Origin of the sequence: Commensalibacter sp. B14384M2 (genome assembly GCF_016101865.1) — a bacterium.
In the GTDB taxonomy this organism is placed as follows: Bacteria; Pseudomonadota; Alphaproteobacteria; order Acetobacterales; family Acetobacteraceae; genus Commensalibacter; species Commensalibacter melissae.
On sequence record NZ_JACFPS010000003.1, the window covers coordinates 264,622 to 282,743 of the forward strand.

Below are 18,122 nucleotides of genomic sequence, written 5' to 3' on the forward strand. Positions count from 1 at the left end.
GAATGTAATGATGGTTAAAAAAATTTTCTTGCGTATAACTTCATAGGATAAAAAATGTTTAAATATTATCGTAAGGAAATTGAATGGGGGGGACGTCCTCTTATTCTGGAAACAGGTAAAATAGCGCGTCAGGCAGATGGTGCAGTGATGGCCACTTATGGCGGGACCACAGTATTATGTACAGCTGTTGGAAATAAGAAAGCCAATCCAGATCAGGATTTCTTTCCATTAACCGTGCATTATCAGGAAAAGGCTTTTGCAGTTGGAAAAATTCCTGGCGGTTTTTTCAAACGTGAGGGGCGCGCTTCTGAAATCGAAACATTGATCTCTCGACTTATTGATCGGCCTATTCGTCCATTATTTCCTGATAATTTTTGTAATGAAGTGCAGGTTATAGCGACTGTTTTAAGTCATGATATGGAAAATGATCCTGCCATTGTTGCCATGATTGGCTGTTCTGCAGCGCTGACCCTGTCCGGTATTCCTTTCTTTGGACCGATTGCGGGTTGCCGGGTTGGATATATTGATAATGAATATGTTCTAAATCCGGTTTTGGCGGAGATGGATCAAACCAAATTGGACTTGGTTGTGGCGGGTACTTCCGAAGGGGTTCTGATGGTTGAATCCGAAGCCCAGGAATTAAGTGAAGAAGTAATGTTGGGGGCTGTTAATTTTGGTCACGAGGCCTGTCAGCCTGTTATTGATGCAATTATCGCTTTGGCCGAGCATGCTGCCCGTCAACCTTGGGAATTGTCTGAACCTACTGCAGAAGAGAAGAAATTAAAAACTCGTATTGACAAGATTGGACGCAAACCTTTGGCGGAAGCCTATAAGGAAAAGGAGAAGCAAAAACGTTACACTTTACTGGATGCGGCACGTACCAAAATTATTGATAAGCTTGTTGAGGAAGAATTTGATACAGCCAAGGCGGGTTCCTTGATTGATAAATTGGAAGCCGATATTGTCCGTAATTCAGTGTTAAAGACAGGATTGCGGATTGACGGACGTGATTTAACCACGATTCGACCCATTATCAGTGAGGTTGGTGTTTTACCTAGAACACACGGATCCGCTCTTTTTACCCGGGGTGAAACGCAAGCTCTGGTTGTGACAACTTTAGGTACAACTCAAGATGAACAGGTTGTGGATGCGTTAGAAGGGGAATATCGTTCTAATTTCATGTTGCATTATAATTTTCCTCCTTATTCTGTGGGGGAATGTGGACGGTTGGGTTCACCTGGGCGTCGTGAAATTGGTCATGGAAAACTGGCATGGAGAGCTATTCATCCTCTGTTGCCAAGCAAGGAAAAATTTCCATATACCATGCGTGTAGTTTCTGAAATTACGGAAAGTAACGGTTCGTCCTCTATGGCTACGGTTTGTGGAACCTCTTTATCCCTGATGGATGCAGGTGTGCCACTGGAACGTCCTGTAGCGGGAATTGCCATGGGATTGATCAAGGAGAAAAAGGGTGTTGCTGTATTGAGTGATATCCTTGGTGATGAAGATCATTTGGGAGATATGGATTTTAAAGTTGCTGGTACTGAAGTTGGTGTCACCGCTTTACAAATGGATATTAAAATTACATCCATTACACCAGCAATTATGGAACAGGCCTTGGAACAGGCTCGTGAAGGAAGAATTCATATTTTGGGTGAAATGGCAAAAGCCTTGACAGAAAGCCGTAATGACATTGCAGAGAATGCACCACATGTCATCATTATGAATGTGCCCAAGGAAAAGATCAGGGATATTATTGGATCTGGCGGTAAAACAATTCGTGAAATTGTTGAATATGCAGGTTGTAAAATTGATATTGATGATGATGGTACAATACAAATTGCTGTTACATCGAATGAACAGGCGGAAAAAGCCAAGGAGCGTATCAATGCAATCATTGCTGAACCAGAAGTTGGCCGCATTTATACAGGAAAAGTTGTAAAGGTTGCCGATTTCGGAGCATTTGTCAATTTTATGGGGGCTCGTGACGGGCTGGTTCATATTTCTGAATTATCAGCCGGGCGTGTCGGTCGTACAAGTGACGTTGTCAAAATGGGGGATACTGTCAAGGTAAAGGTTGTAGGTTTTGATGATCGAGGAAAAATCAAGCTTTCCATGCGTGAGGTAGATCAGGAAACAGGTGCTGACATCAGTGAAGTCGTTGGAGTCAAAAACAGCTCGTCATCTCGTAATCGCAATGATAACCAGTCCAAACGCTCATAGGTTTTTATGTGTATCATTTTTTCAATAAAAAGATGATTCTTGATTTTTTTATTGGAATAAATATAAGTGGGCTATTCAAAGTTTTTTTTGGTTTAGATTGTTTAGTCCACTGCATATAGAGCAGGAGTAATAATGAAAGCAGTTAATTCAATTCGTATGGGAAATAAAGAAGTCCTCCCTTTGATTGAAGGGGGTAAAGGGGTTTCTGTTTCTACAGGAGTATCTGCTGGTCATTGGTCTGCTGCGGGTGGAATTGGAACCATTTCCATTGTAAATGCTGATAGTTATGATGAAAATGGCAATGTTATTCCCCAGATCTATCATGCAAAAACACGGCGTGAACGACATGAAGAACTCATTCAATATGCAATTAAGGGCGGAATAACCCAAATAAGGGTTGCCCGTGATATTGCGGGGCCAAAAGTGCCTCTTCATGTCAATATTATGTGGGAAATGGCAGCAAGTGAACTGATTGCATCTCAGGTTTTGGAACAATCAAAAGGTTTGATTAATGGTGTTACCTGTGGAGCGGGAATGCCCTATCGTTTATCAGAAATTGCTGCAAAACATGCATTATATTACTATCCCATTGTTTCCTCTGGACGTGCTTTCAATGCGTTATGGCGTCGATCTTATAGAAAAACGCCAGAATGGCTTGGTGGGGTGGTTTATGAAGATCCATGGAGGGCTGGGGGGCATAATGGGTTATCAAATAGTGAAAATCCATTGGAACCGCAGGATCCTTTTCCACGCGTTGTAGAGTTGAGAAGAGTCATGCGCCAATATGGACTGGATCATGTTCCAATCATTATGGCAGGTAATGTCTGGTGGCTTTCTGAATGGGAAGATTGGATTGATAATCCAGATTTGGGTATGATTGCATTTCAGTTCGGTACAAGACCTTTGTTAACGAGGGAAAGCCAAATCCCTCAAGCTTGGAAAGATCGTTTGCGGACATTGAAAAAAGGTGATGTATATCTTAATCATTTCTCTCCTACAGGTTTTTATTCATCGGCAGTTCAAAATAGTTTTCTTAATGAATTGAAGGAACGGTCTCAAAGGCAAGTTCCTTTTTCAAGGGAAGCTACAGAAATGATGAATGTTCCATATGAATATGGGGCTAGAAAACGTTTGATTTATGTTGCCCAGACGAGTTTTGAAAATATTAAGAAATGGGAAAGCGAGGGATTTACTCAGCCTCTCCGGACTCCAGATCATACATTCATTTTTGTAACTCCTGAAAAAGCAGGAGAGATACAACAGGATCAGAATAACTGCATGGGATGCCTGTCAATGTGCCAGTTTTCAAATTGGTCACAGGTTGGTCCCGGTTATACGACAGGAAATCGACCCGATCCCCGCTCTTTTTGTATCCAGAAAACATTACAGGCAATAGCTCATGCGAATGGTCCTGACGCAAAGGAGGTGGTTGATCATAATTTGATGTTTAGTGGAACCACAGGGTGGCGATTTGGATCTGACCCATTTTATGATAATGGGTTTATTCCAACAGTTAAACAGTTGGTTGATCGAATTATAACCGGATATTAATGATAAATTTATCCAGTATCGAATGTTAAATTCTAAATTACTGTTCAAATAATTTAGAATTTTTTGGATTAAACTAGTTTTTAAAAAACTATTGAATATTTGTTAAAATATTATCTGGCAATTTGCGATAACAAATTATTGGTACAGACTTCTGCATCAAATAAAGCTGTCGAATTAACAAAAGGTCTTGGTAAAATATAAGTATAAAATTTACTGCCTTCAGTGGGAACACCTAGAGCATAAATAGACTTGATTATCTGATTGTTTTGATTGATCAAATTGAAGTTTGCATTGACATTAAATTCTCCTAGAGCATAATTGCCAATATGGAATTGACAGCCTATATTGTTTTTTAGGATATTTTGAAAAAGAATGTCTTTGCTTTCCTTTGCAATGGGTGCATTGACCATGGCAACAATATAATAATCAGCACGAATGACTTCGTTAAATTGTGTTGTTAGGTAAAAGCTTTCCTCTTTTTCTTCTACTTTAACATTCGGCCCCAAATCTATGCGCAATATGTTGGCCTTGATTAAAGCGATCATTTGCTGAATTCTCTCAAGGGGTGGACCAACACAAATTCGGATCATGATAGGTTTAAATACTTCATTGAACCAGATAGCACTTTTTTCCGACAGGCCACAATGGTCAACGGTTAATCTGATCCAATCACGTACATCCCTTAAAATATCAGTGCTTGCCTTGGTGGGATTGTCTATATTGCCCTGTAAAGCGTTATGTATATCTTCCTGTAAATAGTTTAAAAGCCATTCATGAAATTCTCTCTGGCTTTTGAAGGAAGTATGGGCAAGCGGATCGCTAATTTTTTCCCATGAGAATCTTTCTTTTTCATCGGGAATATAGGCTTTTACAATCGCGTTTCTTTGTGATTTGTTTCTTAGGTAGTCGTTAAGGAAATTATAAGCCTTGATTATGTCTTGATTTTTGAGGTAGGTAAAACTGTAAACACATTCCATTTCTTCAATCAATAACGGTAGATAATCTTTTTCAAAATCAATTTTTTTATTGTTTTTTAACTCAATTATTTTTTCTTTGGTAAAAATTTGGGGCTTGTATTGTTCTCTTAATTCTTTTTGCGTTATCCCCCGTGCATTCAAGGGTAATCCTGATCTGGAAAAAGCTATAATTTTAGGTTCCTTTCCAGAGGGTTGATAGATTAGGTGGTCTTTTTCCTTAATGAATTTCCCTCCTCTGTCTTCAGTCAATTTGGAAATAACGTCAAATGTGGTCAAGCCAAGTCCCTGTATTGCAACGGTTTCTTTATTCGTAATGATATGGTCTAATTTTTCCAAAGGATATGCATATATTTTTTTCTTATTTGGAAATTCGCAATTTTGGGTATCGTGACCGGTGGTTATACAAATAATATCAGATGAGTAAGTATTATTTTTCGTAACGATACTCCATTTTTTTTTATCACTTCCGGAAATGTTTATAACTTTTTCTTGTATTTTGATGATCTGAAGGTTTTGTACCTTGATAGAACATAAATAATTAAAGACCCAGCATAGGTATTCGCCAAGATCCTTTCGTGAATAATAGTTTAAAGGGTTGATTGTTTTATTTTGTGATTTATATTTGATTTTTAACCATTCATAAAAGGTTGGTCCCCGGATTGCATATTTGTAGTTTTTAACCGTATCATCAGGGAAAACAGTAATCTGACTGCAAATAGTGTTAACTAATAAATTTTCTGATTGATTGATATCATGACAACCGGCACCATAATCTTTATTTTCGTTAAATAGTTGTAAAATAATCTGCTTATCTTTTAGTTTCTCATCCCAAATACAATGGGATATAATTCTTTCAAGTACGTTGAGGCCTCTTGATCCCAATCCTATTATAGATATTTTAATCTTATTATAATCATTATTCATAATTTTTTCTTCTATTAATATATTAATATTTTTAAATAAAATTAATGCATTATTAATATAATTATTATGTTATAATAAATAACACATTGAAACGAAATATAATACAAATTAAAATAACTAATAAAGTTATAATTTAATTGGTTTTATTAAGAAGTATATTATTAGTATTTAAGTGTATAAAAAATGTTACGAAAATTTTTGAATATTCAATATCCTATTTTTCTTGCACCAATGGCGGGTGTATCAACACCAAAACTGGCAGCTGAGGTTTCAAATTCTGGTGGATTGGGATCATTGGGACTGGGATCCTGCAATCATGAAGAGGCGAAAAAGCAAATTGAACAGCTGAAACAGCTGACCTCCTTACCTTTTCAGGTCAATTTTTTCTGTCATCAACCAGAGAAATCAGATGCTACACTTGAAAATCAGTGGGTTCAATATTGCTGTTCAAAATTTGGCAGGATAGATCTGATGAATAATTTTAGTCAGGCTTTTTCCTGTCTTTATTCCAGTTTTTTAGAGAATGACAATTTTCTGGATTTAGTAATTCAAGAAAAAGTTCCCGCTGTTAGTTTTCATTTTGGAATCCCAAGCAAAAGTCAAATTTACAGATTGAAACAAGCCAATATTGTTACGATGGCTTCTGCGACAAATTTGATAGAGGCTTCATACATAGCAAGGTCTGGTATAGATATAATAATAGCGCAGGGTATAGAAGCGGGTGGTCATCGGGGTGTTTTTAATCCAAATATTGATTCAGCGATACCAACACTAGAACTGGTTTTTCTGATTAAAAATAATTTATCAATACCAGTTGTGGCTGCCGGTGGTATTATGGATGCGCGAGATATTCATGATTGTCTTAGAGTGGGGGCAAATGGTGTTCAGTTAGGAACGGCATTCGTCCAATGCAGTTCGTCAAAAGCGAGTGAAACCTATAGACAATCATTGTTTAATTCTAAAGTTACGCAAATTACCGCGACCATTTCTGGTCGACCTGCCAGGGGGTTGGTCAATGATTGGCATTTAAAAATTGATTCACCAGATCGGCCTTTAACACCACCTTATCCTTATACTTATTATTTTGCCAAGAAAATTTACGAATATACTAGACAGCCTCAGTATGCCGCATTTTGGGCAGGATCAAAGGTTTCAAAAATTAAAAAAATGGAAGCGCCAGATTTAATGAAGTCTTTTATTGAAAATGTTGATTTTTGATCTTAATCATTATTTAGAGTATGAAGATAGAGTTAAATTAAATAGCAATATTTTTTACTATAATTTGTAGAAAATAAAATGCATATTTGCTGAATTGTAAAAATTGAACGTATTTTAAGATACATTCAATTTAACCTGTTTTGAAATATCGTTTTTATATTATTCTACTGTTTTAAAGCTTTATTACCGATATCCGTGCGCCAGATACCATCCTTCCAGTTAATTTTGTTAACGGCATTATATGCGGTTGTCTGTGCTTGTTTGAGTGTTTTATCAAAAGCGGCAACGCATAAGACACGACCTCCTGCTGCACAAAGTTCTTGTTGAGCGTTATAATTGGTTCCAGCATGAAAGACTTTTACATGGGGTATGGATTCAGCTTGGTCAATATTTTGGATAATTCCGCCTACAACTGGTGTTCCCGGATATCCTTTTGCCGCCATAACAATACAAATCCCTGCTTGATCAGAGAATTTGATTTCTGATTTTTTTAATTTTCCCTGACTGAGATTATAGAGAATGTCTAACAAATCTGTTTCCAGTCGAGGAAGCAGAACTTCTGCTTCCGGGTCTCCAAAACGAACATTATATTCAATTAGATAGGGCCCATCATTTGTAATCATCAGTCCGGCAAAAATAATGCCACGGAAAGGAATTCCACGTTTTACCATTTCGCGCAGCATGGGTCTGACTGTTATATCCAACGCTTTCTCTTGGGCTGCGTGATCAAAAAAGGGTGGTGGGGATATTGCACCCATTCCGCCAGTATTGGGTCCCGTATCATTATCGCCAATGCGTTTGTGATCCTGAGCCGCCCCGATTAAAACCGCATGTTCTCCATCGCAAAAGGCAAATAGGGAAATTTCCTCTCCTGTCAGAAATTCCTCGATAACGATTTTATTGCCTGCTTCGCCAAAACGGTTATCTTGCAGGATTGTTTCGATCGCTTCTTCAGCTTCCTTAAAGGTATAGGCGATAATAACGCCTTTTCCTGCCGCCAAACCATCTGCCTTGATGACAATCGGAAAAGAATGGGTTTTCAAATAAGCAACCGCTTGTTCACTATCTGTAAACTCTTTCCATGCTGCAGTTGGGATTTGGGCGGCATCGCTGATCATTTTTGTGAAACTCTTGCTTCCCTCCAGCTGTGCAGCCGCTCGGCTGGGACCTGCACAGAGGATCCCGGCGTGCTCGCAAGCATCGGTTAATCCTTTAACCAAAGGTAATTCTGGTCCGGGAATAACAAGATCAATATGATTGTCTTGTGCAAATTTTACTAAATCGGTAATATTATCTACCTTAATGTTTATATTTTTACCATATTGTGCAGTACCTGGGTTTCCTGGTGCGATAAAAAGCTCGGTAAGATTGGGTGAGCAAGCAAGAGCCATGGCAAGGGCGTGTTCTCTTCCCCCAGAACCGACGAGTAAAACGCGCATAGAGATTTCCTTTACTGATGTTTCTTTTTTGGGATAAGGCTGTATCATATTTATGTCGATAGATGAGCAACTTTCTGATCGAATGACGGATAATATACCAGAATTTAGTGTAGGGGATATTTCTACAGCGATTAAGCGCGTTTTGGAAGGAAATTTTTCTCGGATTAAAGTGAGGGGGGAAATTACCGAGTTAAAACAGTATCCGTCTGGACATATTTATTTTTCCCTAAAAGATGAAAATGGAAAACTGACAGCAATTATCTGGCGGTTCAAGGCGGCAAAACTTACTATAAAACTCGAAAACGGTATTGAGGTTATTGCAACAGGCAAGATTTCTTCTTATGGGGAACGTTCATCATATCAGCTCATTGTCGATCAGATTGATTATGCCGGCGAAGGTGCTTTATTGGCCCGTATCGAAAAATTAAGAAAGAAATTGGAAGCTGAAGGTTTATTTGACCAGGAAAAAAAGCGTCCTTTTCCTCTATTGCCAAAAGTAATAGGTGTGATTACATCCTCTAAAGGCGCGGTTTTGCACGATATTCGCACAACAATTCAACGACGTTTTCCCAGAGATATCTTGGTCTGGCCAGTGGCGGTTCAGGGAGAGGGGGCAAGTGAACAGATTGTCAGGGCTATTATTGGATTTAATACTCTTTCTGTTAATGGTAAAATTCCACGTCCTGATATCTTGATTGTTGCACGAGGGGGTGGATCACTGGAAGACTTGATGGCCTTTAATGATGAGGCTGTTGTAAGGGCCGCAGCAGAGTCGAAAATTCCCCTGATCTCAGCAGTTGGACATGAAACAGATACAACCTTGATTGATTTCGCATCTGACCGTCGGGCCCCGACTCCAACTGCAGCTGCGGAAATGGCTGTTCCTTCGCAGGTTGATCTTGCTGCTGGAATAATGCAGCTGGTTACGCGTTTGAATAAAGCATTAATACAGATTATTCAATCTTATCAACTGCGTTTGAACAAGGCCATTACCAGATTGCCGGACGTTCCCACTCTATTGGCGCAAAACCGTATGCGCCTGGATGACCGTTCCTATCGTCTGGATTTGGCGCTTCCAGCATTGGTTCTGAAAAGGAGACATCAGCTTTCTTCCATTCAGGCTGTTGATCAATATCTTTTGGGACTGATTGATCGTTTCAAGAGACAACTGGCCTTTAATGAAAAACAATATGCAATTTCTTGGCTGCATTATATGCGTCAGTTGGAAAATAATTTACCCCTGTTCTCCATATCGAATGTACGTAATTTATTGAGAGAAAGGCAGTTGAAATTGGAAAGTGTCACGGCAAGATTGGAAGCCCTTTCCCCCAAGGCTGTATTGGCACGGGGATATGTCTTGGTACAGAATAAGAAAGGTCAGGCTGTAACTGAAGCAAGAGGATTGAGAGCTGGATCTGATTTGATCTTAACTTTTTATGATGGGCAGAAAGACGTGCGTGTTTTGAAGCGGCAGGAAAACCGTCAGGAAAGTTTTGATCTGTAAATTGATTAAACGGTTTATAATCAATCCTGTTTAATTATTCAATTTAATTAAATCGTAACCTGAATTATATAAATTGAGATGAATGTTGATTTATTGAAAAATTGAATTTTGAAATATTGTAAATCATTTTTTTTGACCAGAATATTATATTGGTTGTTATGGTTACGGATCGTTATTGGGAAAACTTGTCACTTCAAGAAATGAACAAGGAGCAATGGGAGGCTTTATGTGACCGTTGCGGTCGGTGTTGCCTGCATAAATTGCGGGATGATGATACGAATGAAATTTATTATACAAATGTTGCCTGTTGGTTGCTGGATATAAAAACAGGGCAATGTTCGGATTACTGTCATCGTAAAATCAGGATTCCGGACTGTATCCAATTGACCCGAAAGAATTTATCAAGGATTGACTGGCTGCCCTCCACCTGTGCATATCGTTTAATAGCGGAAGGCAAGACACTTTATCCTTGGCATTATTTGATTGCCGGCAATTTTGAAGCCATGCATAAAGCCGGTATTTCCGTGCGGGGAAAGGTTGTGAGTGAACATGATGCAGGGGAATTGGAGGATTATATAGTGGAATGGATCGATTGAAAAACACAATGAGTTGTTTTCTTTCTCCATTGTAGGCTGTATATTTACTTGTATTGGAGAATTTTACATGGATTTGAAATCTTTTATCAAATAATTAATTTTTTTTAAATTTATTCTTTGACCTTTTCGTTCTTCATGCTATTAATCCTTTTACAAAATATGGGCGAGCTTGGCGGAATGGTAGACGCTCAAGACTTAAAATCTTGTGTCCGTTTTGGACGTGTGGGTTCAAGTCCCACAGTTCGCACCACCTGAATAATTTATTGATTTTTCCCTTTTTTTAAAATTTTAGAAATTTAATTAAAATAATACAATAATTTTTTGTTACGTTTTATATATAATTTGAAATTAATGTTAACTGAAAACGGGGAAAAGGATGGAACAATTAAATCAATTAATTGAATCTTTTCTAAGTCATTATAAACAAAAACGTGTTTTTTTTAATGAGCTTGCCCGATTAGCAGCTAAACAATGTGAAAAAGCATTAAAGAGTGATGGTATCAAAGCCATTGTTACATATCGTGCAAAAACATCTGAGCGATTAAAAGAAAAAATTATTCAACGCTGCAAAGAGAAACGTTACCAAAATGAAGAAGCTATTAGTAAAGATATTATTGATTTGTCTGGTGTTCGAATAGCACTATATTATCCTGCAGATCGTATGAGAGTGAGTCAGTTAATTGAGAAGAATTTTAAGATTATTAAAGATAAAAAATTTCCTAATGAAGTAAAACTGGTCAACAATAGATTTGATGGTTATCATGCAGATCATTATCGTGTTGAAATCAGATCTGATACTTTAGAAGAGAATAAGGAATATTCTGATCATATTGTTGAGATTCAAGTTGCTTCAGTATTAATGCATGCTTGGTCAGAGGTTAATCATGATCTAGGCTATAAGCAATTTAATGGTGAATTGTCTCAACAAGAAAAATCAATCCTGGATGTATTGAATGGGCTAGTACTAGTAGGAGAGGGATTGCTTGAACAATTGCAAACTGCTTTTCAAAATCGTGTTTCATATCAAAAACAGCCTTTTATTAACCAATATGAATTGGCAGCATATCTTTTTGAAAGAATAAAAAAAATAAAAGATATAGATAAAGGAATTGAGCCTTTAATGGAAAATGTTGATGAATTATTTTATTTGCTCCAAGATACAAAGTGGAATAATGCAAATGGATTGGATCAATTACTAAATGAAAAATTAAATGGAAATATTATTAATTTTCCTATTTGTGAGCAAATATTAGATATTATTTTTGAGAAAAATATAAATCAATTTGATAAATATTATAGTTTATTTGATGATGATCAAACGTATAAAAATATTTGTAAGGACATAGTAAAGAAAAGAATTTTATTTAAACGTTATATCACTTGTATTGCTTATTATAAAAATTTTAATACAAATCATATTTTAAAACAAGTTAAACAGTTACAGGGATTATGGGGTAGTTTACATTTTATTTCATTAGTTTATCATTGGATTTTAGATAATAATATTTATTCGGATTATTACAATGTTATAAATGACTTAGATACAGTTAAAGGTGATTTTAATTTAATATTGACGAAAATAAAAAATTTTAAAGATTCAGATTCAAAAAAAGCGTTAGAGTGGGCTAAAACTGGACAATTGAAATTACCAGAGAAAGTATAAATTTCAATAAATTTTAAATTAAAACTATAAAATTGGATCAGGTTATACGTTAATATAATTAAAGTATAATTTTTAAAACTGCTTTCGAATTTTATTGTTTGACCAGTTTCGCTAACAGATTTTGTTGTTCGATGGTCATGGGAAGTTCCGTTTTTGTTATATCCACACCCTGCCAGCCGGCTCCAAGGGCCGTGAACAAATTGATGGAATCCTGGAAACGTTCCAAAATGGCCACAGCCTCTTCATTGGCGGCATTTGTGGCTGTTCGTTGCGCGGTCAGGACATCCAGATATCCTGTAAGTCCTGCCTTATAGAGTTTTTGGGCACGGATAAGGGCGGTCTGGCTGCTTACTTTGGATTTGTGCAACAGATCAACATGTTCGGAATCATCACCCCAGGCCGCGATAACATCCTCGATCTCCTTCAGGGATGTCAGGATTGTTTGACGGTAATTTAACCGTGCCTCTTCTGCCTGAGCCTGCGCTTGCTTAACCGTGGCACTAAGGCGGCCACCATGCAGACCTGGAATGGAAAGATTGATAAAGCTGCTGGATACCAGACTGGCAATATTGGCCATTTGACTGGTAAAAGAAGTCGTTGGCATCGCACTCATGTCAATGGTGAATTGTGGATAGAGTTCTGCAACCGCAACACCGATATTTGCCGTTGCCATGGCGTATTGCCTTTCGGCTATACGTATGTCTGGACGATTGGCCAGGGCAATGGAAGGAATGGAGGGTGGAAATGGGGGTAAGTCTGGTAAAGGCTGTTCTATCTTAAGAAGTGTTTCCGTGGTTCCCGGCGTTTGTCCCAGCAAAACATCAATTGTATGAGTAATCTGGGTAATGCTGGTTTTCAAGGGCTCTCGACTTGCTCGCTGGGTTTCAAGCTCGGCTTCTGCCTGGGCAGTGCTTAGAGTCGTGCCTGTACCCTCAATATACTGTTTTTGTGCCAGATTATAGATATATTGGGCGATCGCAACATTTTCATCCGCTATGCGTAACCGTAGCTGCATGGTGCGGAGGGTTACATAGTTATTGGCCAGTTGAGAAAGCATGGCTAAAAGGACGGCTCTTCTATCCTCGATCGAGGCCTTTACAGCCTCTTCTTGGGATTGAACCATTCGTCTGATCAAACCGAATGTATCCAGTTGCCAGCTGAATGTCGCGCCATAACGACGTATAACGGCATTATTTGGATTTCCTTTTGATATCGAGATATTGCTGGATAAGGTATTGGAAGATGTCTGATATCCAAATCCGCCAGAACCATCCAGTTGGGGATACCATTTAGACGCCTGCTGATCACGCAAGGATTGAGCGGCCAAAATCCGTTGTCCCGCCATCTGAAGGTCATAATTGTTCTGGATGGCCTTTTCAACAAGTTGATTTAACAATGGATCATGAAACTGTTCCCACCAACGACGCATGTTGTTCGCTGCCTGGACAATCTCTTGGGCTGTGGCTGGTCTTTTCCATACTTTTTCAGTCCATTGTTCCGGAATTTTCATGTGATCCCGATGAAAATTGGGGCCAACCGTGCAGGCATTCAATCCAATCAAGGAAAATGTAATTGCTTTCTGCCAGATAGATTTTAGACGGAACATGTTTGAAATACTCATAGATGATCTTGTAACCAGGTGGCCAGTTTTCCTTTTCTGCCACTTGTTTGTGGGCCGACACTGATTGTGGCGGTCATGCCGGCGGAAAGATGGATCGTGTCTGGAATATGATCAATATGAATTCTTACGGGAATACGTTGAGCCAAACGAACCCAGGTAAAAATGGGATTAACATTTTGCAAACCAAAATTATCAGCGTTGGCATTAGAGTCATTGATACCACGGGCAATACTGACAACATGTCCGGGCAGTATCTGTTTATATCCCATTAACTTGATCCGGGCGACATCGCCGACATGAATGCCCCACATTTTGGTTTCTTCAAAATAGCCATAGACCCAGAAAGAATCGGCATCAATAACGGATAAATATGAATTGCCTGTATTGACGTAATCACCAACCCGTAAATTTAGATTTGTAATATAGCCATTGACAGGTGAATAAAGTATGGAACGCTGCAAATTTAACTTGGCTTCTGTCAGGGCTGCTTTTGCTGTATCTACACTTGCCTGTGCGGTTCTAACCTTTGTATTGAAATCTTCTTTTTCTTCTGTTGAAACAATGCCTTCCAATCCTTTGCGACGCATTGCATTACGACGTTGTAAGGCAAGATTGGCCTCCGCATTTTCCAAATTTGCCTCTGCCTGTTGAATGGCGATTTTAAAACGTAAAGGGTCAATTACGAAAAGGGGATCACCCTTGCGAACAAACTGGTTGTCCCTGACAGGAACCTGTACAATGGTGCCCGAAATTTCCGGGGCGATTTTAACGACGTATACTCTGACACGACCATCACGGGTCCATGGGGCAATCATGTAAGTGTCCCACAAGGCTACCCCTAGAATTATAGCCATGGCTACAATGATTAGGGTCAAGATGATGCGGATGATATTACTAATGGGTGCCATGATTGAAAAACAAATTCTTAAAGTCAGAAGTTATACATATAAGATAAGCAAACATAGGATACTGAAATATAAAGCTACTTCAAATAAGGCAAGATGCCAAAATAATTTTATTAAACCTGTTTTCCACAGGAAAGAACGGATAATAACAGTTAAGGCGAATGCAAATAAAGCATAAACAACAAAAGGGGCGATATAGACACCAAAAAAATCAAATTCTGCGATCATCTTGTTGCACTCAGAAAAAAGGAAACATTTTTACTAATTTTTAATGGATAGTTTGTAAATTCCCAGAAAAATAAAAAAGAGTAATATAAATTTGTTTTTTTTATGGACAAAATTTTCTTTAAAGCACAAAACATGAATCAATCAATTTGATTTAAAAAATTAACTCTAATATTGTTTATAATATAATCCATTTATGATAGAAACGGATAATGATATGGATAGCATTTAAAACATATTTAAGTAAGGAAATAAATCAAGAATTATTAAATGCTCTCCGTGCGGATTATGCCTAAATTATTTTCAAGTCAAGATATTTTCATTGTATATGTACATTAATTTTATTTTACAATGCGTTTTGCAGTAAATAAAATTTAGGTTAAAATAGAAAGGAAATATTTGGTCCATAATTGGAAAATTTGAATAGAAAAAATTAAATTGCATATTAAAATCAAGTAATTTTAATATGCAATTATAGATAAAAAAAGCATTTTATGAGTTATATCATTTATTAGTAATAAATCTAATTGTATGTTTAGATCTTGTCATTAAGTCTTATTACATTATTCAAAGTAAAATAAATAATATTTCTTGTCTTTTTTTATTATTATTAATTTAAATATATATTAAACTTGGAAACAAGTTTTATCGGATATGTAGAAGGAATTAAAATGTTTTTTTGCAAGAAAAAAAAAACAAATTTAAAGCAAAATAAAAATCAGGTTCAAAATAATGTCATTGCTTCAAAAGAACAGCTTAATCCTGCTCTGGCTGAAATGGCAGATAAAGCAGATAAGATTAAGGATGATATGAAGGATGTTGCAGAAGAACAAGTAGAGCAGCTTTCTAAAAAAGTTCAATCCAAACCGATCAAAGCGGTTTTGATCTCCACGATTATAGGTTTTGTACTGGGTCGGATGACGCGCTAGTAATATTTGTTGTAGAAATGGTCTATATACATGAAGATTGTTGAATTTGGCAAAGCAGCAGTGAATGCAGAGCTCCTGCTTTTGAAAAAAAAGTCAATTAGAGTAAGCAAGCAAATCCTGTTATGCTGTATAGGCGCAGTATTTGGATTATTTGTTTTAATTTCCTTGCATGCTGTTTTGGCGGCGCTGTGTTGCTGGTTGTTTCATATTGGTTTTTTGGGATCATCATTAATTATCCTAATTTTTGATATTTTGTGTGCTGGTATCTTTTTCTATCTGGCCTTGCAGGCAAAAATTGGTGAAGAAGAGATAGAAGCCAAGGTGATTCGGAACCATAATTTAAAGCAATTGCGTGATTCAATTGCCCTGACAACTTTAATTACTGCACTTACAGGGCCGTTGGGTGGATATTTACGAAGTTTTATATGGCAGTTTATTAAAAAGAAATTTAGAAAAAAATCTGAATAGATTTTATTTATAATGTTGGGGTTTTTATAATAAATACTTCAACATTATTTACGAAGTTGTTGAAAAAAAATTGTTTTTCCAAATTTATCATTATCATTATTAAGTTTTTGTTGATTTTTTTTATAAACTTATGCACTTTATAGTAGTATTTTAAATTCATTTTATAACCTGGAGTAGAAGTATGCACGTTCTTCTTATGGGAGAAATCTTTTTTTTAGAGCATGAATTCTACCAAAAACTTAAAGTAACAGACTTTTCTATCGATAGGGTATCGTTTGATATTGAGGTATTATCAACGGCTCATCTGTATGAATATGATCTTATTATAGTTGAAGGAAATAATTTGGATAAATTGTTTTTTTCGACCATTAGAGAATTGCGCGCATTAAATGAAAAGATTTCTATTATTGTTGTTTCCAGACAAAATAATCTGGAAAGTAAGATAAAAGCTTTTCAGGCAGGTGTGGATGATTATGTGTTAATTCCATTTTATGAGGATGAGCTGATTGCAAGATGCAAGGCGGTTTTGAGACGTGTCCAAAAAGTATTTTCCAAAAAAATTATTCATATTGATGCATTAAGTATCAATTTGGAAACACATGAAGTATTCGTTAATAAAGCATTGGTTCATTTGACAGGCAAGGAATATCTTATTTTGGAATTGCTTATTTTACAACGGGGCACTTTAATTACAAAGGCGGCACTTTTAAACCATTTATACAAATGCAATGTAGAACCCGATATTAAAATTATTGATGTCTTTGTATGTAAATTAAGAAAAAAATTACAAGATGCTGGTGCGGAAGATTTTATTTCAACAATATGGGGACAAGGTTATATCTTCCGTAAATCAACAATGGATAGTGAATGAAAATAGATATTACGTTTCACCAATTTTTATTCGGAAAATTGTTCTGAAATAATCCGTTCTGACAAACTTTGATTTGGATTGAATAGTAAACAAGATTTTATAGATTTGTTTTCTTTGACAGTAATCTCGATAACGTCACGTATCTCTGTGAAATCGGCTACAGCTGCTATAGGGCGTTTATTTTCTTCCAGGGTCAAGAATTGAAAAAGAGTTGTTGAAGGAAGTAATGCGCCTCTCCATCGGCGTGGCCGAAAAGGACAAATAGGAGTTAAGGGTAACAAATCAGAATTTAAGGGAACGATTGGTCCATGTGCTGATAAATTATAGGCTGTCGATCCTGCGGGTGTTGAAAGAATGATACCGTCGCAAATCAGTTCGGATAACCTGATCTTATGATTAATTATCACCTTTATTTTGGCTGCCTGTCTGGTTTGCCGGTATAAAAATATATCATTAAAAGCTAGAGCTGTGTGTGTTTTACCATCAACTGTTTTAGCTGACATGGCCAAAGGATGAAGACAAGTTGGTTGGGTTTTTTGAAGTAGTGATGGAAGATCCTTCTTGATCTTGGGATTTGTAAGGAAACCAACAGAACCGAAATTGATACAATAAATTGGAATCTGATAATTAATATAAGTATGAAGTGTTTCTAGAACAAAACCATCACCACCAATACAGATAATGACTTCGGCTTGGTCGATACTTGCGTTTCCATATTGTTTTACCAGGTCATTTTTATATTGAATTGCCTCGGGTTTATCCATGGATAAAAAATGAAACTTTGTGGGTGGATTATCAAAAAACCTCATAAATAGTTCTCGGCAATTATACAGATTTCATTAATTATAAACATTACGCAACATATAAACAATATTGTTTTAGTTTAATTAATTTCTTTTTTAATCAATCAAAATTATTAAATCAAATATAATTTATTATTAAAATTTTACTAGAACTACTGGATTGAATAGATAGATTTGTAAGCTGAATAATACTTAAAAAAGGATT

Annotated in this window: 15 protein-coding genes and 1 tRNA gene; 10 read left to right on the forward strand and 6 right to left on the reverse strand. The window is 36.8% G+C overall.

Features of this window, described 5'->3' with window-relative positions; all coding sequences use genetic code 11:
• Window positions 1-54 precede the first annotated feature (54 nt).
• Both pnp and H3R33_RS07105 read left to right on the forward strand, forming a co-directional pair.
• The gene (gene pnp, locus H3R33_RS07100) at window positions 55-2,223 is read left to right on the forward strand and encodes a polyribonucleotide nucleotidyltransferase (RefSeq protein ID WP_198185035.1); all 2,169 of its coding nucleotides are present in this window, start codon (window positions 55-57) and stop codon (window positions 2,221-2,223) included.
• A 132-nt stretch (window positions 2,224-2,355) separates the two neighbouring features.
• Complete coding sequence (locus tag H3R33_RS07105; protein WP_198185034.1) at window positions 2,356-3,774, forward strand: nitronate monooxygenase family protein; 1,419 nt, start codon at window positions 2,356-2,358, stop codon at window positions 3,772-3,774.
• Window positions 3,775-3,884: 110 nt separating this feature from the next.
• On the opposite strand, the gene H3R33_RS07110 is transcribed toward H3R33_RS07105, so the two are convergent.
• The gene (locus tag H3R33_RS07110; protein WP_198185033.1) at window positions 3,885-5,675 is read right to left on the reverse strand and encodes an FAD/NAD(P)-binding protein; all 1,791 of its coding nucleotides are present in this window, start codon (window positions 5,673-5,675) and stop codon (window positions 3,885-3,887) included.
• A gap of 183 nt (window positions 5,676-5,858) precedes the next feature.
• Here H3R33_RS07110 and H3R33_RS07115 point away from each other — a divergent pair, with 183 nt between their 5' ends.
• Entirely contained in the window at window positions 5,859-6,893 is a 1,035-nt protein-coding gene (locus H3R33_RS07115; RefSeq protein WP_198185032.1) for a nitronate monooxygenase family protein, read from the forward strand.
• 164 nt (window positions 6,894-7,057) lie between these two features.
• Here the strand turns inward: H3R33_RS07115 and purD are convergent, their stop codons facing one another.
• Complete coding sequence (purD, locus tag H3R33_RS07120) at window positions 7,058-8,332, reverse strand: phosphoribosylamine--glycine ligase (protein WP_198185031.1); 1,275 nt, start codon at window positions 8,330-8,332, stop codon at window positions 7,058-7,060.
• 52 nt (window positions 8,333-8,384) lie between these two features.
• Between purD and xseA the strand changes: the two genes are divergently transcribed.
• The 4 genes from xseA (at window position 8,385) to H3R33_RS07140 (ending at window position 12,095) form a co-directional block, all read left to right on the forward strand.
• Entirely contained in the window at window positions 8,385-9,836 is a 1,452-nt protein-coding gene (xseA, locus tag H3R33_RS07125) for an exodeoxyribonuclease VII large subunit (protein ID WP_198185030.1), read from the forward strand.
• Between the two features lie 158 nt (window positions 9,837-9,994).
• A complete protein-coding gene (locus tag H3R33_RS07130) occupies window positions 9,995-10,432 on the forward strand; it encodes a YcgN family cysteine cluster protein (protein WP_155566031.1) in 438 nt (145 codons plus the stop codon).
• 163 nt (window positions 10,433-10,595) lie between these two features.
• Window positions 10,596-10,682, forward strand: a tRNA-Leu gene (locus tag H3R33_RS07135).
• 126 nt (window positions 10,683-10,808) lie between these two features.
• Window positions 10,809-12,095, forward strand: a complete 1,287-nt coding sequence (locus tag H3R33_RS07140) for a RelA/SpoT domain-containing protein (RefSeq protein WP_198185029.1) — start codon at window positions 10,809-10,811, stop codon at window positions 12,093-12,095.
• Window positions 12,096-12,186: 91 nt separating this feature from the next.
• On the opposite strand, the gene H3R33_RS07145 is transcribed toward H3R33_RS07140, so the two are convergent.
• From H3R33_RS07145 to H3R33_RS07155, 3 genes are read right to left on the reverse strand one after another with little or no spacing between them, the layout of a single operon-like run.
• The gene (locus H3R33_RS07145; protein WP_370552695.1) at window positions 12,187-13,701 is read right to left on the reverse strand and encodes an efflux transporter outer membrane subunit; all 1,515 of its coding nucleotides are present in this window, start codon (window positions 13,699-13,701) and stop codon (window positions 12,187-12,189) included.
• Between the two features lie 11 nt (window positions 13,702-13,712).
• On the reverse strand, window positions 13,713-14,624 hold the full coding sequence (locus H3R33_RS07150; RefSeq protein WP_110439091.1) for an HlyD family secretion protein: 912 nt from the start codon (window positions 14,622-14,624) through the stop codon (window positions 13,713-13,715).
• Window positions 14,625-14,654: 30 nt separating this feature from the next.
• Window positions 14,655-14,849 (reverse strand): DUF1656 domain-containing protein, encoded by a 195-nt coding sequence (locus H3R33_RS07155; protein WP_110439090.1) that lies wholly within the window; start codon window positions 14,847-14,849, stop codon window positions 14,655-14,657.
• Window positions 14,850-15,517: 668 nt separating this feature from the next.
• Between H3R33_RS07155 and H3R33_RS07160 the strand changes: the two genes are divergently transcribed.
• From H3R33_RS07160 to H3R33_RS07170, 3 genes are all read left to right on the forward strand, one after another.
• Window positions 15,518-15,775: a hypothetical protein gene (locus tag H3R33_RS07160; RefSeq protein WP_198185027.1), complete on the forward strand. Its 258-nt coding sequence runs from the start codon at window positions 15,518-15,520 to the stop codon at window positions 15,773-15,775.
• Window positions 15,776-15,805: 30 nt separating this feature from the next.
• Window positions 15,806-16,243, forward strand: a complete 438-nt coding sequence (locus tag H3R33_RS07165) for a hypothetical protein (RefSeq protein ID WP_122124104.1) — start codon at window positions 15,806-15,808, stop codon at window positions 16,241-16,243.
• 181 nt (window positions 16,244-16,424) lie between these two features.
• A complete protein-coding gene (locus H3R33_RS07170; protein WP_155566027.1) occupies window positions 16,425-17,114 on the forward strand; it encodes a response regulator transcription factor in 690 nt (229 codons plus the stop codon).
• A gap of 26 nt (window positions 17,115-17,140) precedes the next feature.
• Here H3R33_RS07170 and H3R33_RS07175 read toward each other — a convergent pair whose 3' ends face one another.
• The gene (locus tag H3R33_RS07175) at window positions 17,141-17,923 is read right to left on the reverse strand and encodes an NAD kinase (RefSeq protein WP_198185026.1); all 783 of its coding nucleotides are present in this window, start codon (window positions 17,921-17,923) and stop codon (window positions 17,141-17,143) included.
• Window positions 17,924-18,122: the final 199 nt, after the last annotated feature.

Bases quoted from the DNA above. Each gene is read 5' to 3' on its own strand.
- pnp (WP_198185035.1), top strand. From the start codon at position 55: ATGTTTAAATATTATCGTAAGGAAATTGAATGGGGGGGACGTCCTCTT.
- H3R33_RS07105 (WP_198185034.1), top strand. From the start codon at position 2,356: ATGAAAGCAGTTAATTCAATTCGTATGGGAAATAAAGAAGTCCTCCCT.
- H3R33_RS07110 (WP_198185033.1), bottom strand. From the start codon at position 5,675: ATGAATAATGATTATAATAAGATTAAAATATCTATAATAGGATTGGGA.
- H3R33_RS07115 (WP_198185032.1), top strand. From the start codon at position 5,859: ATGTTACGAAAATTTTTGAATATTCAATATCCTATTTTTCTTGCACCA.
- purD (WP_198185031.1), bottom strand. From the start codon at position 8,332: ATGCGCGTTTTACTCGTCGGTTCTGGGGGAAGAGAACACGCCCTTGCC.
- xseA (WP_198185030.1), top strand. From the start codon at position 8,385: ATGTCGATAGATGAGCAACTTTCTGATCGAATGACGGATAATATACCA.
- H3R33_RS07130 (WP_155566031.1), top strand. From the start codon at position 9,995: ATGGTTACGGATCGTTATTGGGAAAACTTGTCACTTCAAGAAATGAAC.
- H3R33_RS07140 (WP_198185029.1), top strand. From the start codon at position 10,809: ATGGAACAATTAAATCAATTAATTGAATCTTTTCTAAGTCATTATAAA.
- H3R33_RS07145 (WP_370552695.1), bottom strand. From the start codon at position 13,701: ATGTTCCGTCTAAAATCTATCTGGCAGAAAGCAATTACATTTTCCTTG.
- H3R33_RS07150 (WP_110439091.1), bottom strand. From the start codon at position 14,624: ATGGCACCCATTAGTAATATCATCCGCATCATCTTGACCCTAATCATT.
- H3R33_RS07155 (WP_110439090.1), bottom strand. From the start codon at position 14,849: ATGATCGCAGAATTTGATTTTTTTGGTGTCTATATCGCCCCTTTTGTT.
- H3R33_RS07160 (WP_198185027.1), top strand. From the start codon at position 15,518: ATGTTTTTTTGCAAGAAAAAAAAAACAAATTTAAAGCAAAATAAAAAT.
- H3R33_RS07165 (WP_122124104.1), top strand. From the start codon at position 15,806: ATGAAGATTGTTGAATTTGGCAAAGCAGCAGTGAATGCAGAGCTCCTG.
- H3R33_RS07170 (WP_155566027.1), top strand. From the start codon at position 16,425: ATGCACGTTCTTCTTATGGGAGAAATCTTTTTTTTAGAGCATGAATTC.
- H3R33_RS07175 (WP_198185026.1), bottom strand. From the start codon at position 17,923: ATGAGGTTTTTTGATAATCCACCCACAAAGTTTCATTTTTTATCCATG.